Source organism: Hydrocarboniphaga sp. (genome assembly GCF_028291725.1).
Classification (GTDB): Bacteria; Pseudomonadota; Gammaproteobacteria; order Nevskiales; family Nevskiaceae; genus Hydrocarboniphaga.
Genome location: NZ_JAQGNT010000040.1, coordinates 37,734 through 62,273, shown reverse-complemented (window position 1 = coordinate 62,273; position 24,540 = coordinate 37,734). Strand labels below are relative to the sequence as shown.

Genomic DNA, 24,540 nt, shown 5'->3' with positions numbered 1-24,540 from the left:
GGCGCCGGTTCGGATAGGCGCACTTTTTTTATCGAGAATGCGACCAGATGCCTTGCAGGAACCGGCCGATCGAATCGATCGCCTGCGACGCCTCCGGCAGGATCTCGGGGAACTGCTGAAAGACGTGAATCATTCCGTTGTAAACCTCGACCCGGACTTCGACGCCGGCATCACGCGCCTTCTCGGCGAAACGATGGGAATCGTCCAGGCCGGTCTCGCGATCACCGACTTGCAGCAGCACCGGCGGCAGTCCCGTGAGATCGCCGAACAGCGGTGAGGCCAGCGGGTCGCGCGGATCCCCACGGTCCCCGAGGTAGTTCCGCGCGGTCGCGATGATCATCGGCCGCTGGTGGATCGGATCGGCTTGTGCTCGCGTCTGATAGCTCTTGCTTTCGGCAGTCAGATCGGTCCAGGCCGAGAGCAGCACAGCGGCGGCCGGCAAAGGCAGGCGCTGTTCCCTTAGCGCGAACATCGCGGATATCGCAAGCCCGCCGCCGGCGGAATCACCGGCGAAGGCGATTCGATCGCCCGCAGTCCCCTGCTTCAGCAACCAGCGGTAAGCAGCGACGGCATCCTCGATCGGGGCCGGGAAACGGTGCTCGGGTGCGAGCCGGTACTCCAGTCCCAGTACACGACAGTTCGCGGCGCCCGAAATGCGCGCCATCAGATCCCGATGCGAGCGTACCGAGCCCAGCTTGAAACCGCCGCCATGGAAGTAGACGAGCACTCGATCCGTGTCGACGCCGGGCGCCTCCACCCACAGCGCATCGACGCCGTTGGCGGACACGCTCTGGGTCTTTGACGTCACCGCATCCGACCAGAACAAGCGGTCCCAGTCGATACGCATCTGCGCTATCGGCGTGTCGCGACGCCAGCTGCCATAGACCTTGAGCACGCGCTCGATCGCGAGATCGATAGTCGCTTTGACTTTGGCGTCGGCCCCGCTCACGCGCCGCAACCCATGCCGCCCGAGACGCCCAGCGTTTCGCCGGTGATGAAGCCCGCTTCGTCGGAGGCGAGAAAAGCGAGCGCAGCGGCGACTTCGTCGGGCGTACCCAGGCGATAGAGCAGCGTCGCCCCTTTCATCGCTTCCAGCAGTTTGTCGCCTCCGCTTTCCAGGCCCTTGCGCAGCAGCGGCGTGTCGACCGGACCCGGCGCGATGACGTTGGCGGTGATGCCCCTGCGTCCGTTCTCGCGGGCGATCGACCGGGTGAAAGCGATCACACCGCCCTTGGCCGCCGCATACACCGCGCCGCCCTTGGAACCCAGGCGGCCCGCTTCCGAGCCGATATTGATGATGCGTCCGAACCGCGCCGCCTGCATCGCCGGCAATGCCGCGTGCGTAGTGGCGAATACCGCTTCGAGATTGACCGCGAGCAGATGCCGCCACTCGTCCATCGTGGTGTTGGTGAAGTAGGCGTGCTGATCCTGGCCCGCGTTATTGACCAGAATGTCGAAGGGGCCCGAGGTAGTCACCGCCGAGTGGGTCGCGGCAAGATCGGTGACGTCGAGGCGGATCGCGGTCGCGCCGATCTCCGCTGCGAGCGCATCGGCCATCTTCATGTCCTGCGCGCTGAAGACCACGCTCGCCCCCTCGGCGACCAGACGGCGCACGATGGCTGCCCCGATGCCTTTAGAACCGCCGGTGACGAAAGCGCGCCGCCCCGCCAGCCGCCTGCTCGAAATCATCGCCTCAGCGTCCGATGAAGCGCGCAGAACGCTTTTCGATGACGGCGGCGAGGCCTTCGCGCACGTCCTGCGTGTGGCACAGAGCAGCCACGGTGCGCGCCTCTTCGGGCATGGCCGCATCCACGCCCAGGCCCACGCCGGCCCACAGCAGGCGCTTGGTCGCGGCCAATGCCAGCGGTGCGCCGGCCGCGAGCTTCATGGCATAGGCAAGCGCGCTGGCTTCCAGCTCCGCATCGGGCACGACACGATTGATCAACCCGGATTCGAGCGCTTCGGCCGCGCTCACGGTCGGGTTCATCAGCAGCATTTCCGCAGCCTTGCGTGCGCCGATCAGACGCGGCAGCGTGACCGACAGGCCCGCATCCGGCGCCATGCCGACGCGCGTGGCACCGGCCAGAAACTTCGCGGATTCGGACGCGATCACGAGGTCGCTCGCGCACAGCAGGCCCATGCCGCCGCCGCCTGCGGTAAAGCCCTGGACCGCGGCGACGAGCGGCGCGTCGAGATGAATCAGCGCACCGATCACCACCTGCAGAAGCGCCGTGGCCTGGCGAATGAAGTACGGCAGCTCATCGCCTTTGGAAGCAAACACGTGGACGTCGCCGCCTGCGCAGAAATTGGCACCTTTCCCGGTGAGCAGCACGACGCGGATGCGCGGCTCGGTCATGCAGCGCTGCACCGCCAGGTGCAGGCCCTGGAGCATTTCCAGATTGAGGCCGTTGGCCGACGCCGGACGGTTCATCTGCAAATGCCCGATGCCACCCGGCCTCAGCTCAAGCAGCGCCGGGCCGTCGGCAATGAGCGTCTCTCTGGATTCGGTCACACTCATCGCTACCTCAGATCAAGAAGGACATCGAGTACAAGGCCTTGTCGTTGTTGACCAAGGTGACTTTCTTGTAGGCCATGCGCAGCTCGCCGCCGACGCGACGCAGCCGGTACTCGTTGCGCGATGCCCAGACGAGATCGCCGCGCAACGTGGATTCAAAAACGAAGGCATTGGCGGTCACGCGCAGGTCCTGGTTCTCGCGGCCGAGCATCTCGACGTTGGAGACGATGCGCCGCAAGCCGGACCGCGGCGTCTGACTGAGCCGCTTGCCGGTGAGCAGCTGCTTGATACGCAGTGCGATGCGCGAGCGATTGTCGTAGACGATCGACATCACCTGCTCGGGATCACCGCCTTCGCCGTTGGCAGGAATCCAGTAGACGCCGTCCTCGGTCCACAGCGATTCCCAGGCTTCGTATTGGTGGTCGTCGGCCAGCCGTGCTTCGTGATAGAGAAACTGCTCGATTTCGCATAAAAGTAGGCTGTCGTTGGCATCGAACGCCATTGTTAGTCGGCCTCCATCTGGGAACGATAATGGCGCCACATGCCGCGAGTCGGCACTTCGTCGGTCGCGTCGCCCACTACGAACCCCTGCTCGTCCTCGCGTTCGCGATGCTTGCCGCGTCCCAGATAGAGATAGTCGGGTTTCAGCGCCTGCACGCCGCGCTGGGTACGCTCGTACATCTCGCCATCGTCTGCCAGCAGCAGGCCGGCCGGGCCGACCGATCCCATGGTCTGCTGGCGCAGGCGCCGGTTGATGTCCGGCGCGCCCTTGAACTGGATCGCCGTGACATGCTGCACCGTCTCGCTGACCGATAGCGGCTGGATCACGAAAATCTGGATTTCGGCGACGAACAGATTGGGGAAGATCATCACATGCGGGGTGCCGTCGATCATGATTTCGCGCGCTCTTCCCTCGCCATGGGCCGCGTTCATTTTGGCGGTGTAGTCGGGCAGGCGTTCGGCCGAGGTTCCGAACCAGCCCAGCGGCTTGTCGAGCCGGCGGAACTCCGGACGCAGATCGTTCTCGGAATGGCCGCCGCCGAGATCGCGCGACACCGCGGTCGATTTGGAACTGTACAGGTCGCCAATGCCGCTCTTGGCAACGGCAAAAATCGAGGCGTGCACGAACTGCGGGTGATAGCCGTCGGTCTCGTTCTCGACCAGGAATTTCCAGTTCGACCGCACCTGGTGCTTGAGGAAGCCGGCCGTGATCTCGATCTCGTTTTCCGGTGAATTGCGAACGAGACGGTCCAGCGTCTCGCGGGCACCGCCGAGGTGTTCTTCCAGCGTCGGACCCTCGGCGGCGAACGAGCCGAACACGAAGCCCTGGTAGATCGACATCCGCGTCACGCGGCCCAGGCCGAGCTGGCTGTTGTCGACACCCTCGTAGCCGGTGGGGAACGGGTAGCCGCGCAGCTTGCCGTTGTTGGTGAAGGTCCAGCCGTGATACGGACAGGTGAACGACCCGGCATTGCCGCTGTCCTTCAGGCATACCTGGTTGCCGCGGTGCGAACAACGGTTGAGCAGCAAATGGATTTCGCCGTCCTTATCGCGGGTCATGATCACCGCCTGCGGCCCGATCGACTTCATCACGAAATCGTTGGGCTGGGGCACTTCGCTCACATGACCGACGTAGACCCAGGTCCGGTACCAGATCTTCTGCAGCTCCAACTCGAACAGGGCCGGGTCGGTATACATCGATCCGCGTACCTCGTGGGGTCGGATCAGGGAATCCCAGTTGGGGATGGCATCGGCAGCATTCATGGCGACAGGTCCGATCGGTTTCTTGGAGGCAGCGAGGAGGTGCGAAGACGCGCCGCGATGCAAACAACGGTATCGTGCAGGCTCCTCGTCAGGCATCGTCGCTTACGACGATGCTCCGGTCGACCCCGCGCCGGCAGAATCGAGCCTTACGCGGTATCAGCTAGAGAACACATATGAGCAGCAGCATCATCGCCATCAACGAGCTGAGCCCGGAGCGGAGGGCGCTTTTCAAGCGGCTGACGAGCGCGCCAAGGGTCGCCTGGCCGACGGTCTTGCTCTGGCTGGGTGCAACCCTGAGCTTCATCGTCACCGATACGCTCGCTGTGACGGGCGAGATTCCGTTGTGGATCGGCACGCTGATCAATGGAACCGTGGGCTATTTGGCGTTCAGCGTCGGCCACGATTCCATCCACCGCGCCATCTCGACCAACGTCAAGTTGAACGACTGGATAGGACAGCTCGGCATCCTGCTGGTGGCTCCTTATGTGAATATGCCGATGTTCCGCTGGGCGCACATCCTGCACCACCGCTTTACCAACGGCGAGCGCGACCCGGATCGCATATTCAACGGCCCCTGGTGGTCGCTGCCGTTCCGCTGGATGTTCATCGACCTGCTGTATTTCAAGCACGCGCTGCAGAAGGGCGACAAGATATCAAAGCCCTACCTGCGCAAATCGATACAGGCCGCGATCGTGGTCGCGGCGGTCATCGCAGGATTGACCTGGGCCGGTTACGGCATGGAGGTGCTGATGCTCTGGGCGATTCCGTCACGCATCATCTTTCTCGCGCTGGGATTCAGCTTTTTCTGGCTGCCACACGTACCGCACGATACCGCGCAGGAAGACAATTTCACCCGTGCGACCACCATCCGCGAGGGCCATGAGTGGCTGATGGCGCCGGTACTTCAGTATCAGCATGCGCATCTGATCCATCACCTGTTTCCGATGACGCCGTTCTACAACAATGGCAAGGTCTGGAAGCTGCTGGAGCCGGAGCTGCGCAGAAAGGATCTGGCGATCCAGCACGGCTTCGCGATTAGGCCGACGATCTATCCGGGGATCGAAGCGGCCGCAGTACCCGACACCGCCAAAATTGCCCGAGCCGCCTGACTCGCCCATGCGAAAATTCCGCTGCCGTTACTGCTCACACATTTACGACGAAGCGCTCGGCGATCCCGACAGCGGCATCGCACCGGGCACACGCTACGAGGATATTCCGGACGATTGGTGCTGCCCGGAGTGCGGCGCCGCCAAGAGCGACTACGATTTGATCGAAGATTGATATCGCATCGCTAGTCTTACTGTCAGGGAATCAGTTGCAGCCGGCGGGCGATGGCGATGGCCTGCATGCGGTTACCCGCATTGAGCTTGATATTGACGCTGCGCAGATGCGTCCTCACGGTCGTCTCGGAGACGAAGAGCCTATCGGCAATACTTTGGTTCGAATGCCCCTGGGCGAGCAACTCCAGGACTTGCGATTCCTTGCGAGTCAGCGCTTCGGCCTGTGCCGATGGCGGTTGGATCGCCGCGCTGTTTTTTCGTTCCGGTCGGGTCAGTCGTTCCAATAGCGAAACAGCAGGACTGAGCTCCAGATCGCTGGACGACTGGCGCGCAGCGGCGCATTCCCTCAGCAGCATCTCCACGGTGCTGCCTTCTTCCAGGAAGATCTGGATAAAGCCCTCGGTCGCTGCGAATTCGAGCGCACGGTTCATTACCCTCAGTGCCTGCTTGTGCTGGCCGTCGCGGTGCAAGGCGTCGGCCAGCAGAATCCGCACTTTGAGCGCGCGTCGATGGCGCTGGCCGAGTTCGGCGTCCTCCAGTTCCTGTTTCAGGGCTTGGAGCGCCTTCGCGGCAGACCCGCTGTGCGTCATCTGGCGCAGCGCGGCCAGAGGCAGCGTCAGCGTGTCATTGGCAACGAACCAGCGCCGCGTTACCTGCTGCCACAACACCGGCTCGCCTGAGCTTTTCAGCTGGTCCTTCGCGCGATCGATGTCGCCCTGCATCAGCCATTGGCGGGCGCGCTCCAGTCTTGCGCTCGCGACCACGCGCGGCAGTCCGAGCCGATGGCCCATGGCCTCGAGCTCCGTGAGCAGCTGAAGCCAGCGGTCATCGTCGCCGTCGCGGCACAGGATTCTGGACAGCAGCACGAACGCACTGATCAGCTTGTCGGGCAAAGCCAGATTCCTGATCAGCGGCACGTAGACTTCGAGCAGGCGGCGCGCATCTTCCAGTTCGCCCGCTTCGTACAAAACCTCGGCCAACAGGATTCCCTGAAAAGCGTTGCCGGAACGGCTGCGGCTCATGCTGCCGTCCTCCGGCTTGCCGCCGGCAACCTGCAGGCGCACCGTCGCCTGACGCAGGCGCCCCTGCATCAGCTCCATCGTCGCCTCGGCGGTATCGGCCAGAACCAGGCTGAAGCGCCCGGGCGTTCCGTCGGCCGATCCGTGACCGCGTGCCTGATCTGCGAACTTGCGCGCGTCGGCGAAGCGGCCGGTAATCATGCAGACATTGGTCAATGCCTGCGCCAGCATGCTGTGCGCAAACTGATGCTCACTCGATATCAACGGCAAGGCGTCCATGCCCTGTTCGTAGGATTCTTCGATGTGATCGGTCATGCCCAGGCCCATCGGCCGCAGCGCCCGCAGCTGGGCCTGTGCAGCAGGCGGAAGGGCACCCGCCTCCAGATTGTCGACGAGCGAAAGCGCTTCGCTGGCGCCGCGTGTGAAAGTCACGGCCCAGGCGTGTGCGATTCTGAAGGTGGGACGCTCCTGCAGAATCGCAGGCGGCAGCGAATTGAACCAGCGCAACAGAAGGCGCAGGCGTCCTTCAATCAGCAAGCGTTCGATGTGCTGCTCCAGCAGCGGCAGCGCGAACCTCATGTCGCCCGAAGCGATCGCATGCGTGATCGCAGGGATAGCCCGATCCTGCGCGAGATACCAGTCGGCAGCCCGGCGATGCAGGATAGGGGGCTGATCCGGCCATAGACGCGCCAGCTGATTGCGCAGGAAACTCGAGAACAGGCTGTGAAAGCGATACCACTTGCGATCCTCGTCGCGCGGAATCAGAAACAGATTGGCGCGCTCGAGCTGCAGCAGCATGTCGCCGCTGTCCGTTCGATCGCAGACCGCGTCGCACAGGGGAATCGTCAGTTCATCGAGTATGCAAGCATGCAGCAAAAACTCGCGCTGGCTGTCGGGCAGGCCGGCGAGGACGTCCTCGGCCAGATAGTCCGCGATCGCGGAGTTGGTGCCGGAGAAAGAACCGATGAACGAATCGACATCGGTGCGTCGCTCCAGCGCCATCGACGCAAGCCAGATCGCGGTTACCCAGCCCTCGGTGCTGCGATGCAGCTGCTGGACCTGTTCCGGATTGAGCAGCAATTTGCGCCGCAGCATCAGGAAGTCGCTGATTTCTTCAAGCGAGAAGCGCAGCTGGGAGGGTTCCACCTCGACAAGATAGCCCTTGGCCCGCATGCGGCCCAGGCCGATCTCTGGAACGATACGCGATCCGATGACGATCCGGCCGCCGGGCGGCAGCGATTCGACCAGCTGCGTCACCAGCCCCAGTATGGTCGGGTTGCGGATCGCCTCGAATTCATCGAGAAACAGGATGAACGGACCCGGCGTGCCGGCAATACTGTCGATGACATCCAGGGCGAGATCGTCGCTGTTGTCGGCATGCGAGGCTGGAGCATCCCGCGTTTCCTCGGCCTCGCCTCTCAGCCCGGCGATCGCGCGCGACAAGTACGACAGGAATCGCGATACGTCGTTATCGGCCTCGTCCAGGTTGAGCCATGAACAGTGCGAGGCATCGGCCTCCGCCTGCTGGCGGAGTTGCAGCATCGCCGTGGTCTTGCCGAAACCTGCCGGTCCACGGATCAATACGAGGCGGATCGAATCGGTGGCCGCGATTCTTTCGCAAATCTGTTTTCGTGCGACCTCGTAAGGCGTCGATAGCGGCGAACTGAGCTTGGAACGTACCGCATGTTGAACAGAAGCCAAGCTCACAATCACTCCTCCATCGATTCGCGACGGCAGCGCTTTCTAAAAGTCCAAAGCGCCGCTCGGTTCAGCACGCCATTCAATTACCGGGATCGAAGCATACTCCGTGCTGCGAGCGCGGACCAAGGGCGCTTGCATGGACACGCTGGCCTGTTCTGCTTTCACCGGTTGTGGCGCTTATTCTCCTTAACGTTCTCCGACGTGCCGACGAGATCCCACATGGCGCATAGACCCCAGGCCATGAACATCAGACCCAAAACCCAGATGGGAAGCTCGCTGTCGATGCGGCGACGCATCATTCCCGCTTGTCGTCCCGTCGAAACCTGCCTTGAACACCGGCGCGCACCAGCGAGCCGAGTGCCACGCCCGAGATGATGCTCACCAGGTTCTCCGCGAGGTTCGGATGGGTAAAAATGAAACCGTAGAAAATTCCCAGCACGCAGGCGCAAGCCAGACCCGCCGCCAACCAGCCCACGATGGGATTGCGCATGCGAACTTCTGATTCACGACACTAGGACGCGGGCCGGGCAAGGCGATTGGTTGGCGTACCCTGCCGGGGAATCAACACCTCCGGGCCCGGGCAATCGTAGGCCGTGTCCGGCCCGCACAGCTTGGTATTCAGATACGACGGATAGCCCTGAACCATCGGCCCTCCGAACAGGGCCCCGAATGCGATCGGAATGTCGGACAGTATCAACATCGCGAAATTCAGGCCCGCCGTCAGCGCCAGAATCCGCAGGATTTTCTGCACCGGCTTGCTCACCTTCAATCGCTGCACTCCCCGCTCGATCCAGGTGTAACCCTTGTCGTCGCGGTAGTAGTAGCTCGATGCATAGCAGGTCAAGGCCAATCCCCAGCCCACGACCTCGTAGAAAGGAAACTGATACGGCTTGCCCGCCCACAGGGTCAGCGGCGCGTAGGCGGTCGCGTAAGCATAAAAGCCAAGGCGCAGAAACAGCCCTTCGAGAACAAAGTCCCAAAGCATGAAGAACAGCCAGATGCAGCAGAACATCTGCCAGGCGCTCAGGTACGGGAAGCGCCCCTTCATCGACCTCATGATCTTGGCGCCGAGCAGCATCGGGCCGAACACGAAGAATGTGGCGTAGCAGAAAAACCAGGCCAGAGGCGCTTCCGGCATGTTCTGCATGTTGGGCGATATCCAGCCCGGCACGTACATGTACCAGGAACCCCAATTGGTGAACGTCGAGTTCAGCAGCGCCGCGGTCGATACGAAATAATTGGGCAGGTTGTTCTGCCAGTTGAACGTCAGGCAGGCCAGCACGATCAGGGCGTCGTTGCTCAACTCGCCCGTTCGACGCCAAGGCCGGTAGATCACGCGGTAAGCCACGATTACAAAGCAGGTCGGCGAGAAAAATTCCAGAAAGCGCGCGGTCGCTATCATCCACCAGGGCGGTACGTCCGCTCCGATGGGCACGGTAATGAAGTAAGGCCCGGTGATCCACATGCTATAGACATAGATGTTGAGCGCGATGAAGGCCAAACCGAAAAAGGCCCAGATATGGATCGGATTGAAGTCGGGCGAGGTGATCGCTCTCGCTCCTTTCCTGGACAAGTCACCGGCAGTGCTTACTATGGCCATCTTGCTTTCTCCTCGCCCGCTTAACCGAATTCGACTGCTCTTTTTCAATTGCCTAAGACAGCCGCAGGACCGTCTGGGCCGCGATCCGGCCGGGAATACCGGCGATTCCGGCGCTAGGATGCATACTGCCGCCGCTCAGAAAGAGGCCCTTCACCGATGTCGTGTAATTGGCGAATGCCGGCGCCGGACGAAATGGCCCGAATCGCGACATGCCGGTGTCTACGTGGTACACGTTCCCCTTGGGTACGTGGAACCGCGTCGCCAGATCATCCGGCGACATGACACGGCGACCGATTTCAGCAGTCTCTACGTTGTCGATGTACTGCTTAATGTCGAGAATCACGCCTTTGGTGACGCTCGCTTTGATTTCCTCCCAAGGCTGGGTCGGAGTGGCTGTAGCGATACCCGACCAGCACCAGATAGTGTCCTGCCCCTCGGGAGCCTGAGAGGGATCGTTGGCGGATGGAATCAGCACGAACACTGGCAGCGGATCGGGGATTTCACCACGGGCGCAGGCATCCCAGGCCTTGATATGCTGCTCATAGGTGGCCCAGCACAGGCCACACTTGCGCAGATCGATGTCGTTCTTGCGCCACGCCTGATGTTTGGCGAGCGAGGCCCGGGCATCCAGGGCGATATCGAGCTTGTAGGAGCTTGCATTACTGGCTGCGTTAGGTATGCGCCTAGCCTGCGCCAACTCGCGGTCGGTGAGCGCACCGGCCGGCAGCAGCTGCTGTAGCGTGTTGTAGATATTGCAGGCAGCGACAGTGACGGGAGCACGCAGCTCTTCGCCGCCGACCAGCTTGACACCGGCAGCCCGCTGGTTCTCCACCAGGATCTGCTCGACTTTGGCGCCGGTACGAATGCTGCCTCCGCTGGCCAGCAGGCACTTACCCAGCGCATCGGTCAGTCCGCCGGAGCCGGTCCTGATTCGACTCACGCCTTTACGGTGAATAAAGCCGAACTGGATCAGCATCCACGCCGTCATCTCCTGCTGGATCGGCAGGAAGGGAACGATCGCCGCGAGCGGGCCGCGCACTATCGGGTGCTCAAAACTCTCTTCGATATATTCCGCATGAGATGCGGAAACAAAACGGCTCAAGCCGATCGCACGCCGAGGATGGCGCAGCAACTTCAGGATGCCGAGGAACATCTCCCAGATATTGACCCGTATCGGATGCGACTTCATATACGGGACCGACAAATTCATCATCAGATCGATATCATTGGCGAAGTCGATATAAGCGCGGGCGTCCTTCTGGGAGAACCTGCGAATTTCATCCGCCGTCTTCTGTGGATCTTTCCAGATGCACAGCGAAGAGCCATCAGGCTGCAGGAAAGCATAGGCCGGATCGATTTCGATCTCTCCATAGCCGAAGCTTTCCAGGGATAGATCGTGAACGATGTTCGTCTCGCGCAGCAGCGTGTTATCCATTCCGCCTTCATTGATCCGATGGTTCGGAGCCGCGCCGATCACCGGATTGGTCGAAACCATGCCGCCGAAGGTTTCGGATGCTTCCAACACCAGCACCTTGCGGCCAGCCTTCGCCAGATAACAGGCGGCGACCAGCCCGTTATGCCCACCACCGATAACGATCACGTCCGCTGACGGATTCATGCCACTGCTTCTCCAATTTTAGCTTGTCGTAGTGGGAATGCCGCATCACCGCCGTACGAATCGGCCCGGAGGCCAATAGAGCACGAGTCTCAGTACGTCGGTCCGACTCTGTCACACTAGCTTAGAACATGTTCTAAGACTATAGCGAACGCGACGCTCTCGAACAAGATGCAGTGAGTCGCTGTTGCTCGGGTCCGTCGAGCCGGAACCGCACTCGCCTCAGTGACCGAATTCCCAGGCGAGCCTGAGGCCATAGGTAGCCGGCGTTTGCAGCAGGGCGTTCGTACCGAAATCGGTTTCGTAGTTGAAGAGATAGTAGCGCCCGTTATTGATGTTCTTGGCGAAAGCCGTCATCCGCAGATTCCACGGTTCGTAGAGGTAACTCAGCCGGGCATTCAGAAGGTAGTAGTTGCCTTCCTGCGAATGAGGTGAGTTCTGCGCGGTGAAGTAGAGCCCGGAGTTGTAGTACACGTCCGACGCCAGTTCCACAGGGCCGCCCTTGATGTCGAATACGTAGCTGACTCCAAAATCTCCCGAAAACTTTGCCGACTGCACGATTCTATTGCCTGTGAAATCCTGATTCGGAAGGAGCAAAAGGCTGCCTTTTCCGAAGTAGAGTCCAGCATCGTTATAGCCGCTGCCATTTTTGAAGTCGGTGTATTTCGCGTCCAGGTAGGTCGCATTCGCGGTGACAGCCAGACCCGGGAGGTTTTTCGGCAGCGGTTGCCAGACCGTGTCGAACTCGGCGCCGCGGCTTCTCGCCTTGTTGGCGTTGTCGAAAGCCACCGCTCCGCCGCTGGCCAAGGAAATGATCTGCACTTGCAGATCGCGGATCTCGTTGTTGAATATCGCCGCATTGAAACGCAGCGACCGGTCGAACCATTCGGACTTGATGCCGAGCTCGGTCGTGACGATCTCCTCGGGCTTCACATAATCCGGAGCCGTATAAATCGAGACGATATTGTAAGTGCCGCTCTTGAAGCCCTTCACCCACGACGCATAGACCATCGTGTCGATATCGGGTCTGAACTCAAGCGAAATTTTCGGCGAAAAATTGGTGGTATCGGCCGATTGCTGCGGATAGCGGATCAGCGGATTCGGCAGGCCGACCACGCCGACTGTCGATCGGTAGAGATTTCGGGTTTCCGTCTGATAACGCCCACCCAGAGTCAATGACAGCGTATCGGTGATCGAGGCCGTACCCTGAAAGAAGCCCGCGGTCGATCGGGTTTTCAGCAGACCGGTGACAGCGACGTTGATCGGGTCCACGGGAGTGATCAGCAGCGGATCGGCGAGATCGAGCAGACCCTGGATGCGCCCGCCGAGTAGCGGTCCGACTACCGGCAACGCCGCGGCATCATAGAAGCCCACCGCCAATACGGCAGGATCAAAGCCCGCGTCGCTCTGGAAGTAATACAGCCCGCCGACGAACTTCAACCAGTCCGCTCCCCAGGTCGAGTCGTTGGAGATCAGCTGCAGTTCGGCGGTCTGGACATCGGCGTAAGCACCGCGCGTATCGAACGATACGAGCGGGAGCGATGTGGCGTCGAAGTCGTTGTAGGCCAGCGTCGTGATCTTCTGGGTGCTGGCCAGAAGCCGGACATCAAGAATCCCCGGCGAATATTTCGCATCCAGATAAGCGACCTTGTTGTCGAAGCGATAATCGCTGGGCGCGTCGTTGTTGGCCTGATAGTCCGGTAGCGGCGGGCCAAATAATGCGCGAAAAGCCGGCTTGGGATCGATTTGCGTATCGAGGCTCGCGGAGCTTCCGTCCGATTTCGTGATCAGACCCGCCAAGGTGATGTCGAACTGCTCGCCCGGTGTCCAGCGGACTTTCGCGCGGGCTCCCTTGTCCACATCGGATTGGAGTGCGTCGCCCAGCGTCAGATGCTCGTAGTACGGCGTCTTATGGTTGTAGAGCGCGGAGATATTGAACGCCAGTTCGTCCGTCACCGGTACGTTGGTGTACGCGTTTGTTCGCAGATCGTTGTATCGGCCGTAGCTGACCTGGACGGAGCTTTCCGGCGTCTGGCTGGGCTTCTTGGTGGTGGTGCTGATCGCGCCGCCGGTCGAGTTACGCCCGAACAGCGTGCCCTGCGGGCCTTTCAGAACCTCGACCCGCTCGACGGCGCCGAACTCCGATGCCAGGCCGGCTGAAGACGGAAAGTAGATTCCGTCGATATACGTCGCGATACTGAGGTCCGCCGATGGCAGAAAAGCGTCGGTTCCGACGCCCCGCAGATAAATGATCGAGAAACTGTTCAGCACCGTATAAGACAGACCGGGAGTGGCCTGCTGAAGATCCACCGCATTGGTGATACCTTTTGCATCCAGCGCCTCCGCACTGAATGCCTGAATCGAGATCGGGACGTCTTGGACGTTTTCTTCACGCTTTTGTGCCGTAACCACGACTTCTTCGATGAGACGGTTGCCACGCATTGCGGGCGCCTCCTCTATCGGAACGTCCGGGGCGGCTTCGACCGAAACCGGAATCGTATCGATCGCCCCCTGGGCAGCGGTATTTTCCGGTGAAGCGCTGCTGGTGTCAGCGGCATCCGCCGTAGCGACGGCAGCGGGCCCGTTCGCCGGATTGGCGGCCGCCGAATCCTGGGTATCGGGCTCCTCGATGGCGATTTGAGCTTCGACGCCCGAGCATGCGAACACGCCCGCTGACAAGGCCAGTGCATGGCTGATTTTCACGATTCCCCCATTGATGATCACTCGGAGCCGCCTTGGCGGGGCCCCGATATCTTTTCCCCCACCCGCCGAACGAAACGCCGCCATGCGGACGCGGCGTGCCGGTAACGCATGCACATCAGGCGGGCACGATGTTATTTAGGTTATTTAGTGGGGAAGATTGTGACGGTCGCGCCAGATTCATTTCCTCGTCGGTTTCGACGATTGCCCATTTGACGGCAGGACTGAGCCTGGCAGCCTGTCGGGCTTGGGAGATCGACAACGCGGCGCCCTGCGCACTGGCTGCGCATTCGCGAGTCGGCGCCCGCCGGTGCGGGCACTTCACGCACCGCTCAGATCAAGCCCAATCGACCGTTCTCACCACGTCGCGCCAATGGACCTCGGGTGAAACGATCTTGCCCGCGGCGCGGACCTGGGAATAGGGAATGTCGGCGTGAATCGCCATTCGCGGTGTACGGCCACTCTGGTAGTCCTTGGCCGCATCAACGAGCAGACGCCGCAGGCGCACGACCGCGCGATCGCTGGCGCTGAGAAACTCCTGCGAGCGGTCCGCGAGCACTCCTTGACTCTCAGCCACAGAGCGCCGTCTGGTAATCATCCATCGGCACCGAGAGCAGCACGTGACCCTGGTCGAAAGGGATGAAAGTCGCGAAAGGCGCCACGTATTCGGTCAAGCGAATGTAACGCCTACCTTCGGGCACCTTGCGCACCGCGGCATAGCGGAAACCACCGGGTGTGTCCTCGAATTCGAAGGTCGGCGCCAGATCGACCGAAACCGCCGAGAGACCGGAGCCGGTATTGGCACCACTGGAACCACTCGGTGTTCACCGCACTGTTTGCTTGAGGCCATGGTTTAGCAAAGATGCCGGTCGCCAATTTGATTCGGTGCTATGTGATCGCGAAAGACTCGCGGCGACATGCCGTGCATTTCCTTGAACGCGCGGCAGAATACCGAAGGACCCGAAAATCCGCAGCTATAACACGGGCTTTTCGCGTTCTACGCCAACTTGTCTCGAAACGCCGAGTCCGTTAGAGTAAATGGAACATGTTCTAAGTGCGGTTCCCGAGAGGAGAGAAAGACCATGAATGAGAACAGCATCGAGATCGATCGCCAGCAGCGGCACGACGCCGTCAAGAAATGGCTGTGGATGAGCTGCATCTGGTGCTGGCCGATTGGAGTCGTCGGTTTCTTCATCGGTTTCGCACTGATCGCGGGCTTTGTGCCGCCGCCGTCCCCGGCCTGGAGCGCGCAGGAACTTGCCGCCTTCTTTGCCGGAGACCTGACGAGAATTCGTTTCGGAATCCTGATCGCCCTGTTTGCGTCCTCGCTGCTGCTGCCGTTCTACGCGGTGATATCCGCAGAGATCAAGAAAATCGAGGGCAAGCCCTCGCTGCTGGCCCCGATCCAGTTCGGCGGCGCGGTGATCCTCGTCGCCTTCTTCCAGATCATTTCGCTGGCCTGGATCACGGCCAGCTTTCGTCAAGACGTAAGCCCCGAAATCACGCGGATGCTCAATGACTACTGCTGGTTCGTCTGGTCCACGCTGATTCCCACCTACAGCCTGCAGTATGTATGCATGGCGATCGCGGGTTTCATGGACAAACGGGCGCAGCCGCTGTGGCCGCGTTGGGCGTCCTACATGAACTTGTGGATTGCCATCACCGGGGCGGGCGGCGGCCTTGCCGTGTTCTTCAAGAAAGGGCCGTTCGCCTGGGACGGACTGATTGGCTTCTGGATTCCAGTGTTGGTTTTTGCGATCGGAATGTGCGTGACGACTGGCCTGCTGCTGCGTCGTTACAAATTGGACGAGGCTCAGCCCGCCGGCCGTTCAGTGCGGTCCGGTGCGGAATCATTTCGTCCGGCTTGAACGCATGGTCCGATTGCCGGCACAAAGCCTTGGTCACGGCCGGGGCCTTTTTTTGAACTGGACATTTGCTGACCGAACCCAACGCCGCGGCGCGCGTCAGAGCCCGGCGCGAATCCGACGAAGGATTTCGCTGCTGGCCAGGCGGCCGGGAAGCCCGCAGAGTCCAGGCGTCGGATGCGATCCTGCGCCGCCCAGATAAAAGTCCGGCACCGGAGTCCGATAGCCGCTCAAGCCGCGCGCAGGTCTCATCGGCCCGAGCCGCGACAAGGACAGATCCACGTGCCACAGGCATCCGGCTGTCACGTTGAACCTTCGCGCCAGATCGTGTGATGACTCGAAGCTGCGGCCGATCTCAAATTCGCGGACGCCGCCGAGGAACTCGGCGGCGCGTGCTACGACGCGCTCGGCCGTCGGCGCCGCGAGATGCGCCCATGGCGTTTCGGGTTCGGCCGGCATCGGATGCGCATTTGGAGGCTCCGAAGGTCGGCGTCGATACTCGGAGATCCGGCGCCGACTCTTTTTGGTGCGGCGCCGGAGCGTGGAGCATCGGCCTGGATGTTCCGAGCCCCGGCGCCGAGCCCATAACGACAAAAGCCGCCACCGGATGAATCCGATGACGGCCTTTGAAGGCGGTCGTTCCTTGCCAACACTGGGAATTGGAAGAGCCGGGCCTTCCCTGCCTGCTCGTCCGATTACTCGCCACGCATCCATGCGTAGTAACACATGGCTCGGGACCGCAGGCCAAGAATGCCAATCAAAAACTGAATTGACAATGAACTCCGGGATGCAAGCTGAGAACGCGAGATTCTAAGGATAGCCAGATTGATGCCCGTTCATTGTGGTGGCTCGACGACGACCCTAAAATGCGCGTCCGTCATCCACCTGGCTAGCCCGTGTCTGCCCCCGCTGCTACATTGCCCACCTCGGCGCCCACCTCGTCGGTCGGCCCGATCGCCTCCACTGAGTTCGGTGCGGGCCTGCGCAGGCCGCTGGTGGACACCGCCGCGATCCTGGCGCTGAACGAGCAGTACCGGCCACTGGACTTCGAAGCGCGGATTCGCCGCCTGTACGCCGACTTCGCGCCGGACAAGGTGCTGGTGACTTCGTCGTTCGCTGCGACGTCAGCATATTTCCTACACATCGTCGCGACAATTCGGCCGCAGCAGGTAGTGCATTTCATCGACACCGGCTACCACTTTGCGGAGACGCTGGAATATCGCCAGTACCTGATCGACCGCTTCGGCCTGACCGTCGCGGACGTGCGCGCCGAGGACTGGCAGCACCAGTTCACGCAGGAAGAGAAAACCTGGAGCAAGGACCCGGACTTTTGCTGCTCGGTCAACAAGGTCGAGCCGCTGGAGCAGATCAAGAGCCAGTACCAGATCTGGGTGTCGAGCCTGATGCGCTGGCAGACCGAGCACCGCGCCGAGCTGGACATCTTCGAAGTGCGCCGCGGCATCATCAAGTTCAACCCGATGATCGACGTGAGTCAGGCCGAGCGCGACGCCTACATCCGCGAACACGATCTGCCGTTTCATCCGCTGGTGGCCAAGGGCTATTCGTCGATCGGCTGCAGCCATTGCACGGTGCCGGGCGACGGTCGCAGCGGACGCTGGGTCGGCAAGCCCAAGACCGAGTGCGGCCTGCATCTGTAGTCGGCATCGGTACAAGGAACTCCCAGCTGCGGTCACGGTAATGAGGCTGCCCGCCGTTCGTCGGCTGTCAGCTTTTTCCGAATGACGGGTCAGGTTCCAAGGGACTAGCTTGGCTCCCAACCCCGGCGAACGATCGGGACCTTGGGAGGAGTCGAAGCATGGACAAACACGCACGCCGCGTTCGCGCGGCTGTTGGGTTGCTCGTGGCCGGCATATCGCTGTCGCCACTCGCATCGGCCGGCGAAACCCGCCATCAATCCACCGTTGAACAATTCAACCGGCTGCCGCTGAACTTCGAGGCCAATACCGGCCAACTCGATCCGGCGGTGGCGTTTGCCGCGCGCGGTGCCGGCTATTCACTGCTGCTGACGGCGGAGGGCCCGCAGTTGCAGCTCCAGTACACGCTCGCCGACGGCGCCAAGCTGGCCGCCGGCAAGCCGCCCGCGCTGCAGGCCACGACGCTGCGCACGCGCCTGGTCGGCGGCAATCGCGAGGCCAAGATCAGCGGCGAGTCGCTGAGCGCGAGCACCAGCAACTACCTGAGCGGCAGCCAGGCCTCGGCCTGGCATACCGGTGTGCCGCACTACGGCCGCGTGCGCTACAGCGCGGTGTATCCGGGCATCGATCTGGTCTATCACGGCGACCAGCAGCAGATGGAGTACGACTTCGTCGTCGCGCCGCACGGCGATCCGTCGGTGATCGCGCTGCGCTTCGACGGCGGCGCCGGCGCGCCGCGCGTCGACGCCGACGGCAACCTGGTGATCAACACCGCCGGCGGCGATCTGATCCAGCACAAGCCGGTGGTCTATCAGCAGATCGACGGCCAGCGGCGCAAGGTCGATGGCGCCTACCGCGTGCGCAACGAGCAGGTCGGCTTCGCGCTCGGCGCGTATGACCGCGCTCATGAACTGGTGATCGATCCGCTGCTCGGCTACAAGCTCTATGTGCCCGGCATCAACGTGCTGCAGGCCACCAGCATCGCGGTCAGCGCGGATGGCTCGGCCTATATCGGCGGCTACGCGCCAGCGCTCCCGTATGCCAGGAACCTGCCGCTGCTCGGTGGGGTCGTGCAATCGGTGATCAAGTACGAGGCTTTCGTCGCCAAGCTCAACCCGGCCGGCAACACGATGCTGTACACCACTTTCATCGGCGGCTCGCAGGACGACGAAGTCACCGCGATCGCGGTCGATGGCAGCGGCAACGTGGTGCTCGCCGGCTACACGCGCTCCAACGAGTTCCCGCTGGTGTCACCGCTGCAGGGCACCAAGGGCGGCTATAGCGACGCTTTCGTCGCCAAGCTCGCGGCCGATGGCAAGAGCCTGCTGTATTCGACCTATCTCGGCGGCAATTCCGAAGACGCGGCCACCGCGCTGGCGCTCGATGCCCAGGGCAATATCCTGCTGGCCGGCAACACGGCGAGCGAGAATTTCCCGGTCACCAGCAGCTTCGGCAGCGCCTTCAAGGGCGGCCAGGACGTCTTCGTCGCCAAGATCGCGGCCGACGGCAGCAGCCTGCTGTATTCGGGTTTGCTCGGCGGCGGCAGCGAGGACGACGCGGCCGGCATTGCGGTCGACAGCAGCGGCAATGCCTACGTCACCGGTAGCACCAACTCGCAGGATTTCCCGACGCTCAACGCGTTCCAAAGCACGCTGACGCCTTATGTTTATTCCAGCACCTACACCTACTATTACGGCGAAGTCTTCCTGACCAAGATCAACACGGCCGGGTCGGCGCTGGTCTATTCGACGTATCTGGGCGGCAGTCAATACGACGCGGCGTCTTCAGTGGCGGTCGATGCGGCCGGCAGCGCGTACATCACGGGCATCACGCAGTCGGACGACTTCCCCGTCGCCAACGCGCTGCGCCCGGCCAAGAACGGCTACCAGGACGCATTCGTCACCAAGTTCAGCCCGGCCGGCGATGCGCTGGTGTATTCGACCTTCCTCGGCGGCAACAGCCAGGAGTTCGGCTCGGACATCAAGCTCGATGCCAGCGGTGCGGCCTATATCACCGGCTACACCTACTCGCAGAACTTCCCGGTCGCGTCGGCGCTGCAGTCCTTCAACGGCGGTGGTGAAGACATCTTCATCAGCAAGCTTGCGGCGGACGGCCAGAGCCTGCAGTACTCGACGTTCTTCGGCGCCGGCGGCAACGAGGCCGGCGCGCGCCTGGTGCTGGGCGACGACGGCAGCGTGTATGTGACCGGCAACACCACCTCGCGCAATTTCCCGGTCAAGGACCCGGTGCAGGGCGGCAGCTTCGGTGCCGGCGATGCGTATGCGCTCAAGCTCAGCGCGAATGCTCAGACGCTGCTGTATTCGACCTATATGGGCGAGACCAACATCTACCTGAACTACTCGCTGACTGGCTACACCGGCACCTCGCCTTCGGACCCGGCGCTGAACCTGGCCATCCCGTTCCGCGGCTTGATCGGCTGTACCTTGCGTGCGCTGCCGACCGACATCATCGGCGATCTGTCGGTGCTGTATAAGAACCGCATCCCCTGCGGCTCGGCACCGCCGCCTCCGTAACGCGGCGCGGTCCGATTCAGCAAAAGGCCCGCGAAAGCGGGCCTTTTTCGTGGGCTATAAGTGCTTCAACCGTAGGTCGGCAATCCTTTGCCGACATGTACCTTCGATGCGCAACCGGGGTCACACGTCGGCAAAGGATTGCCGACCTACGAGTCCGCAATTTCTTCAGGCCACCAGCTGCAGGTTCGCCAGCCGCGCATACAGGCCACCGCTCTTGAGCAGCTCGCCCGGCGTGCCAATCTCGACGACGCGGCCCTGCTCGATCACAACGATGCGATCGGCGCGCTGCACCGTCGACAGGCGATGCGCAATGATCAAGGTCGTGCGACCGCGCATCGCCGCTTCCAGGCCGCGGCCGACCAGCACTTCGCTCTCGGCATCGAGCGCGCTAGTGGCTTCGTCCAGCAGCAGCAGCGGCGGATTGCGCAGGATCGCTCGGGCGATCGCGATGCGCTGGCGCTGGCCGCCCGACAGGCGCACGCCGCGTTCACCCAGGAAGGTCTGGTAGCCCTCGGGCAGGCGCCGGACGAACTCGTCGCAGAGCGCGGCGCGCGCGGCTTCGATCACTTCCTCGTCGCTGGCATCGGCGCGGCCGTAGCGGATGTTCTCCATCGCGTTCGCCGAGAAGATCACCGGCTCCTGCGACACCAGGCTGATCTGCGCACGCAGTTCGCGCGGGTCGAGATCGCGGACGTCGATGCCGTCGAAGCGCAGCGCGCCTTCACCGACGTCGTAGAAGCGCAGCATCAGCTGGAACAGCGTGGTCTTACCGGCGCCGCTGGGCCCGACCAGCGCTACGGTCTCGCCTTCGCCCACCTGCAGCGAAATGCCGTCGAGCGCGAGCTGCGTCGGCCGCGAGGGATAGCGGAAGCTGATGTTGTCGAACTGCAGCCGCGCCTGGCGCACCAGCGGCAGATGTTTCGGCTGCGCCGGCGCGGCGATCATCGGCTGGGCGGCGAGCAGCTCCATCAGCCGCTCGGTTGCACCGGCGGCGCGCATCACGTCGCCCCAGACTTCGGCCAGCACACCGACGCCGCCGGCCGCGAACACCGCGTACAGCACGAAGGACGCAAGCTCGCCTGCGGTCATCGTGCCGGCCGTCACCGCCTTGGCGCCGAGCCACAGCACGAACACGATCGCGCCGAACACGCCGCCGATGATGCCGGCGGTCATCGCCGCGCGAACCCGGGTGCGGCGGATCGCCGAGTCGAAGCTGTTTTCGACGGTGGTGTCGAAGCGCCTGGCCTCCGCAGGCTCCTGGGTGAAGGCCTGCACTGTCGGCATCGCGTTGAGAATCTCGCCGGCCATCGCCGAGGAATCCGCAACGCGGTCCTGCGATTCGCGCGACAGCTTGCGCACGCGGCGGCCGACCCAGACCAGCGGCGCGACCACGACCAGCAGCAGCACCACGGTCACCGCGAACAGCTTGAAGCTGGTCACCGCCAGCATCACCAGGCCGCCGATGAACTGGAAGAAGCTGCGCAGGCCCATCGAGATCGACGAGCCGACCACGGTCTGCACCAGCGTGGTGTCGCCGGTCAGCCGCGACAGCACTTCGCCGGTGCGCGTGGTTTCGAAATACTGAGGCGACTGCTCGAGCATGCGGCCGTAAACGGCGGTGCGCAGATCGGCGGTGACGCGCTCGCCGATCCAGCTGACGGTGTAAAAGCGCGCGGCGACGGTCAGGCCCCAGAACAGCGCGATCACGAACAGCGCCAGAAAGTGCCAGTCCACTGATGCGCCGCCGACGAAGCCGCGGTCGATCAGGTCGCGGAAAGCAAGCGGCACGATCAGCATCGTCACCGAGCCGAGAACCAGCATCACGAAGGCCACGGCCATGCGCGCGCGATACGGGTAGAGGAACGGCAGCAGTTGTTTCAGAGCGCCGATGCGGCGCGGGCGCGCGAGCGGCGCGTCGGGCAGAGCCTTGCTGTCCGAGCCCACGGAGGGCGCGGTGGAAAGATCACTCATAAGTTCAGGATGGAGACGTTGAAGGCAGACAGCCATTAGCATACGCCCCTCCCGTCCAGTGACTGCTAGCCCATGAATCCTGCCGCCGATCGTCCTCTCGACCGCCGTGATCTGCGCACGCTCGGCCTGGCCGCGCTGGGCGGCGCGCTGGAGTTCTACGATTTCGTGATCTTCGTGTTCTTCGCGGTGATCATCGGCAAGCTGTTCTTCCCGCCGGACACACCCGAATGGTTGCGCCAGCTACAGACCTACGGGCTGTTCGCGGCCGGTTACCTGGCGAGGCCGATCGGCGGCATCGTGATGGCGCATTACGGCGACCGCATCGGCCGCAAGAAGATGTTCACCCTGTCGGTGTTCCTGATGTCGCTGCCGACGCTGGCGCTGGGCCTGCTACCGACGTACGCGAGCGTCGGCTACGCCGCACCGCTGCTGCTGCTGGTGATGCGCCTGCTGCAGGGCGCGGCGATCGGCGGCGAAATCCCGGGCGCCTGGGTGTTCGTCTCCGAGCATGTGCCGGAGCGGCGCGTCGGCTTCGCCTGCAGCGCTCTGACGGCAGGCCTTACGGCCGGCATCCTGCTCGGCTCGCTGGTCGCATCCGCGATCAACCTGTCGTTCACGCAGGCAGAAATCCTCGATCACGTCTGGCGCCTGCCCTTCCTGCTCGGCGGCGTGTTCGGTTTGATCGCAGTGTGGCTGCGACGCTGGCTGCACGAGACGCCGATCTTCGAGGCGATGCGCCTGCAAAAACAGCTGTCGCAGGAGCTGCCGCTGAAGGCGGTGCTGCGTGATCACTGGCGCGCGGTCGTCGGCTCGATGCTGCTGACCTGGACGCTGACCGCGGCGATCGTCGTCGTGATCCTGATGACGCCGACGCTGATCCAGAAGATGTTTGCGGTGCCCGCGCCGCAGGCCCTGTTCGCCAACAGCGTCGCGACCCTGTGCCTGACCATCGGCTGCCTGATCTACGGCCTGGCCGCGGATCGTTTCGGCGGGCCGCGCGTGCTGCTGATCGGCTGCTTTGCGCTGCTGGGCTCGACCTGGGCGCTGTACAGCGGCCTGGCGCACGGCACGCTACCGCTGTTACCGGCCTACGCGGTCGCCGGTTTCTGCGTGGCGATCGTCGGCGTGATTCCCTCGCTGATCGTGCGCGCGTTCCCGGCCGCGGTGCGCTTCAGCGGGCTGTCGTTCTCGTACAACATGGCCTACGCGATCTTCGGCGGCCTGACTCCGCTGCTGGTGTCGCTGGCGCTGAAGCTGAGCCCGCAGTTCGCGCCGGCCTGGTACGTCGGCGCGCTATGCCTGCTGTGCTCGGGTTTTGTTGCAATCCGATACTTTTTGCTGCCGCCCCGCGTCGCGCCCGCCGGGTTGACCGCCTGAGGATAGCCGCTATCCTGCGCGGCCCTGAGTCTTGCGGAGCGGTACCTCGTGTGGTTTAAAAATCTCCAGCTTTATCGCCTCGACAAGGAATGGTCGCTGCCTGCGGGCGAGCTGGAAGAAAAACTGGCGCTGCGGCCGCTGCTGCCCTGCAGCGCGATGAGCTCTGAATCGCGCGGCTGGGTGTCGCCGCGCGGCGACGAGCAGCTGGTCTACGGCGTCGAGAAGCATCTGATGCTGGCGCTGGGCACCGAGCAGAAGCTGCTGCCCTCGTCGGTGGTCGCCGACGCGGTCAAGCAGCGCGCCGCCGAATACGAGAAGGAGAAAGGCTTCAAGGCCGGGCGCAAGCAGCTGCGCGATTTCAAGGACATCGTCTCGGCCGAGCTGCTGCCGCGCGCTTTTTCCCGTCGCAACGTGACGCGCGCCTGGATCGACCCGGCAGCGCAGCGCATCGTCGTCGACAGCAGCTCGCCGACACGCGCCGAGCAGGTGATCGAGCAGCTGCGTGACACGCTCGGCGAGCTGTCGGTGTCACTACCGCAGACCGAGATTTCGCCCGGCCAGCGGCTGACCGAATGGCTGAGCGCGCGCACCGCGCCGGGCCACTTCGATCTCGGCGAAGAATGCGAGCTGACCGGCACCGACGCGGCCAAGTCGGTGGTGCGCTACCTGCGCCACTCGCTGGACGCCGACCAGATCCGCCGCCATCTCGAAGAAGGCCTGAAGGCCAGCCGCCTGGCGCTGACCTGGAACGGCCGGCTCGGGCTGGTCGTCAACGACAAGCAGCAGATCAAGCGCCTCAAGTTCCTGGAGATGGACGAGGCCGACGAAGGCTCAGGCAGCGTCGACGCGGAACGCGAATTCGAGGCCGAATTCCTGCTGATGGCAGGCCAGTGCGGGCCGATGATCGACGAGCTGCTGAAGGCTTTCTCGTAGGTCGGCAATCC

21 protein-coding genes are annotated in these 24,540 nt (G+C 62.8%); 7 read left to right on the top strand and 14 right to left on the bottom strand.

The genetic code is table 11. The features are described from left to right. Window positions 1-28: 28 nt before the first annotated feature. Genes JWQ90_RS10800 through JWQ90_RS10780 form a run of 5 tightly spaced genes read right to left on the bottom strand, consistent with a single transcriptional unit; the run spans window position 29 to window position 4,279 of the window. Window positions 29-949, bottom strand: coding sequence for an alpha/beta hydrolase (locus tag JWQ90_RS10800; RefSeq protein ID WP_299693393.1), 921 nt, complete (start codon window positions 947-949; stop codon window positions 29-31). Then, on the bottom strand, window positions 946-1,689 hold the full coding sequence (locus JWQ90_RS10795) for an SDR family NAD(P)-dependent oxidoreductase (RefSeq protein WP_299693390.1): 744 nt from the start codon (window positions 1,687-1,689) through the stop codon (window positions 946-948). The genes JWQ90_RS10800 and JWQ90_RS10795 overlap by 4 nt, the downstream gene beginning before the upstream one ends. Before the next feature lie 4 nt (window positions 1,690-1,693). Beyond that, window positions 1,694-2,518, bottom strand: coding sequence for an enoyl-CoA hydratase-related protein (locus JWQ90_RS10790; protein ID WP_299693388.1), 825 nt, complete (start codon window positions 2,516-2,518; stop codon window positions 1,694-1,696). Between the two features lie 7 nt (window positions 2,519-2,525). Beyond that, window positions 2,526-3,017: an aromatic-ring-hydroxylating dioxygenase subunit beta gene (locus JWQ90_RS10785; RefSeq protein ID WP_299693385.1), complete on the bottom strand. Its 492-nt coding sequence runs from the start codon at window positions 3,015-3,017 to the stop codon at window positions 2,526-2,528. Between the two features lie 2 nt (window positions 3,018-3,019). Continuing rightward, window positions 3,020-4,279, bottom strand: a complete 1,260-nt coding sequence (locus JWQ90_RS10780; RefSeq protein WP_299693382.1) for an aromatic ring-hydroxylating dioxygenase subunit alpha — start codon at window positions 4,277-4,279, stop codon at window positions 3,020-3,022. Window positions 4,280-4,452: 173 nt separating this feature from the next. Between JWQ90_RS10780 and JWQ90_RS10775 the strand changes: the two genes are divergently transcribed. Together JWQ90_RS10775 and JWQ90_RS10770 are read left to right on the top strand one after the other, a co-directional pair. Beyond that, the gene (locus tag JWQ90_RS10775) at window positions 4,453-5,388 is read left to right on the top strand and encodes a fatty acid desaturase (RefSeq protein WP_299693380.1); all 936 of its coding nucleotides are present in this window, start codon (window positions 4,453-4,455) and stop codon (window positions 5,386-5,388) included. Between the two features lie 7 nt (window positions 5,389-5,395). After that, a complete protein-coding gene (locus tag JWQ90_RS10770; RefSeq protein ID WP_299693378.1) occupies window positions 5,396-5,560 on the top strand; it encodes a rubredoxin in 165 nt (54 codons plus the stop codon). A 22-nt stretch (window positions 5,561-5,582) separates the two neighbouring features. Here the strand turns inward: JWQ90_RS10770 and JWQ90_RS10765 are convergent, their stop codons facing one another. From JWQ90_RS10765 to JWQ90_RS29180, 7 genes are all read right to left on the bottom strand, one after another. Then, window positions 5,583-8,279, bottom strand: a complete 2,697-nt coding sequence (locus tag JWQ90_RS10765) for a LuxR C-terminal-related transcriptional regulator (protein WP_299693376.1) — start codon at window positions 8,277-8,279, stop codon at window positions 5,583-5,585. Window positions 8,280-8,574: 295 nt separating this feature from the next. After that, a complete protein-coding gene (locus tag JWQ90_RS10760) occupies window positions 8,575-8,769 on the bottom strand; it encodes a hypothetical protein (RefSeq protein ID WP_299693374.1) in 195 nt (64 codons plus the stop codon). A 21-nt stretch (window positions 8,770-8,790) separates the two neighbouring features. After that, window positions 8,791-9,879, bottom strand: a complete 1,089-nt coding sequence (locus tag JWQ90_RS10755; RefSeq protein ID WP_299693371.1) for a spirocyclase AveC family protein — start codon at window positions 9,877-9,879, stop codon at window positions 8,791-8,793. A 52-nt stretch (window positions 9,880-9,931) separates the two neighbouring features. Next, entirely contained in the window at window positions 9,932-11,497 is a 1,566-nt protein-coding gene (locus tag JWQ90_RS10750) for an NAD(P)/FAD-dependent oxidoreductase (protein ID WP_299693368.1), read from the bottom strand. A gap of 219 nt (window positions 11,498-11,716) precedes the next feature. Next, window positions 11,717-14,197 (bottom strand): TonB-dependent receptor, encoded by a 2,481-nt coding sequence (locus JWQ90_RS10745; protein ID WP_299693366.1) that lies wholly within the window; start codon window positions 14,195-14,197, stop codon window positions 11,717-11,719. Between the two features lie 334 nt (window positions 14,198-14,531). Then, a complete protein-coding gene (locus JWQ90_RS10740; protein WP_299693364.1) occupies window positions 14,532-14,771 on the bottom strand; it encodes a hypothetical protein in 240 nt (79 codons plus the stop codon). Beyond that, on the bottom strand, window positions 14,764-14,958 hold the full coding sequence (locus tag JWQ90_RS29180) for a hypothetical protein (protein ID WP_366919496.1): 195 nt from the start codon (window positions 14,956-14,958) through the stop codon (window positions 14,764-14,766). The genes JWQ90_RS10740 and JWQ90_RS29180 overlap by 8 nt, the downstream gene beginning before the upstream one ends. Before the next feature lie 318 nt (window positions 14,959-15,276). Here JWQ90_RS29180 and JWQ90_RS10735 point away from each other — a divergent pair, with 318 nt between their 5' ends. Continuing rightward, window positions 15,277-16,062 carry a hypothetical protein gene (locus JWQ90_RS10735; RefSeq protein ID WP_299693362.1) on the top strand — a complete coding sequence of 262 codons (786 nt, stop codon included), beginning with the start codon at window positions 15,277-15,279 and terminating at the stop codon, window positions 16,060-16,062. Window positions 16,063-16,158: 96 nt separating this feature from the next. On the opposite strand, the gene JWQ90_RS10730 is transcribed toward JWQ90_RS10735, so the two are convergent. Further along, window positions 16,159-16,518, bottom strand: coding sequence for a hypothetical protein (locus JWQ90_RS10730; RefSeq protein ID WP_299693360.1), 360 nt, complete (start codon window positions 16,516-16,518; stop codon window positions 16,159-16,161). A 536-nt stretch (window positions 16,519-17,054) separates the two neighbouring features. On the opposite strand from JWQ90_RS10730, the gene JWQ90_RS10725 reads away from it, so the two are divergent. Beyond that, the gene (locus JWQ90_RS10725; protein WP_366919495.1) at window positions 17,055-17,717 is read left to right on the top strand and encodes a phosphoadenylyl-sulfate reductase; all 663 of its coding nucleotides are present in this window, start codon (window positions 17,055-17,057) and stop codon (window positions 17,715-17,717) included. A 158-nt stretch (window positions 17,718-17,875) separates the two neighbouring features. Continuing rightward, window positions 17,876-20,248, top strand: coding sequence for an SBBP repeat-containing protein (locus tag JWQ90_RS10720; protein WP_299693354.1), 2,373 nt, complete (start codon window positions 17,876-17,878; stop codon window positions 20,246-20,248). Between the two features lie 165 nt (window positions 20,249-20,413). Here the strand turns inward: JWQ90_RS10720 and JWQ90_RS10715 are convergent, their stop codons facing one another. Beyond that, window positions 20,414-22,219 carry an ABC transporter transmembrane domain-containing protein gene (locus JWQ90_RS10715; RefSeq protein ID WP_299693351.1) on the bottom strand — a complete coding sequence of 602 codons (1,806 nt, stop codon included), beginning with the start codon at window positions 22,217-22,219 and terminating at the stop codon, window positions 20,414-20,416. A 72-nt stretch (window positions 22,220-22,291) separates the two neighbouring features. On the opposite strand from JWQ90_RS10715, the gene JWQ90_RS10710 reads away from it, so the two are divergent. Next, complete coding sequence (locus JWQ90_RS10710) at window positions 22,292-23,596, top strand: MFS transporter (RefSeq protein WP_299693348.1); 1,305 nt, start codon at window positions 22,292-22,294, stop codon at window positions 23,594-23,596. 48 nt (window positions 23,597-23,644) lie between these two features. Beyond that, window positions 23,645-24,529 carry a recombination-associated protein RdgC gene (locus tag JWQ90_RS10705; RefSeq protein ID WP_299693346.1) on the top strand — a complete coding sequence of 295 codons (885 nt, stop codon included), beginning with the start codon at window positions 23,645-23,647 and terminating at the stop codon, window positions 24,527-24,529. The last annotated feature ends 11 nt before the right edge of the window (window positions 24,530-24,540 follow it).

Coding starts and splice junctions, on each gene's coding strand:
- JWQ90_RS10720 (WP_299693354.1), top strand. CDS start 17,876: ATGGACAAACACGCACGCCGCGTTCGCGCGGCTGTTGGGTTGCTCGTG.
- JWQ90_RS10760 (WP_299693374.1), bottom strand. CDS start 8,769: ATGCGCAATCCCATCGTGGGCTGGTTGGCGGCGGGTCTGGCTTGCGCC.
- JWQ90_RS10785 (WP_299693385.1), bottom strand. CDS start 3,017: ATGGCGTTCGATGCCAACGACAGCCTACTTTTATGCGAAATCGAGCAG.
- JWQ90_RS10730 (WP_299693360.1), bottom strand. CDS start 16,518: ATGCCGGCCGAACCCGAAACGCCATGGGCGCATCTCGCGGCGCCGACG.
- JWQ90_RS10715 (WP_299693351.1), bottom strand. CDS start 22,219: ATGAGTGATCTTTCCACCGCGCCCTCCGTGGGCTCGGACAGCAAGGCT.
- JWQ90_RS10735 (WP_299693362.1), top strand. CDS start 15,277: ATGAATGAGAACAGCATCGAGATCGATCGCCAGCAGCGGCACGACGCC.
- JWQ90_RS10775 (WP_299693380.1), top strand. CDS start 4,453: ATGAGCAGCAGCATCATCGCCATCAACGAGCTGAGCCCGGAGCGGAGG.
- JWQ90_RS10755 (WP_299693371.1), bottom strand. CDS start 9,879: ATGGCCATAGTAAGCACTGCCGGTGACTTGTCCAGGAAAGGAGCGAGA.
- JWQ90_RS10770 (WP_299693378.1), top strand. CDS start 5,396: ATGCGAAAATTCCGCTGCCGTTACTGCTCACACATTTACGACGAAGCG.
- JWQ90_RS10710 (WP_299693348.1), top strand. CDS start 22,292: ATGAATCCTGCCGCCGATCGTCCTCTCGACCGCCGTGATCTGCGCACG.
- JWQ90_RS10780 (WP_299693382.1), bottom strand. CDS start 4,279: ATGAATGCTGCCGATGCCATCCCCAACTGGGATTCCCTGATCCGACCC.
- JWQ90_RS10795 (WP_299693390.1), bottom strand. CDS start 1,689: ATGATTTCGAGCAGGCGGCTGGCGGGGCGGCGCGCTTTCGTCACCGGC.
- JWQ90_RS10790 (WP_299693388.1), bottom strand. CDS start 2,518: ATGAGTGTGACCGAATCCAGAGAGACGCTCATTGCCGACGGCCCGGCG.
- JWQ90_RS10750 (WP_299693368.1), bottom strand. CDS start 11,497: ATGAATCCGTCAGCGGACGTGATCGTTATCGGTGGTGGGCATAACGGG.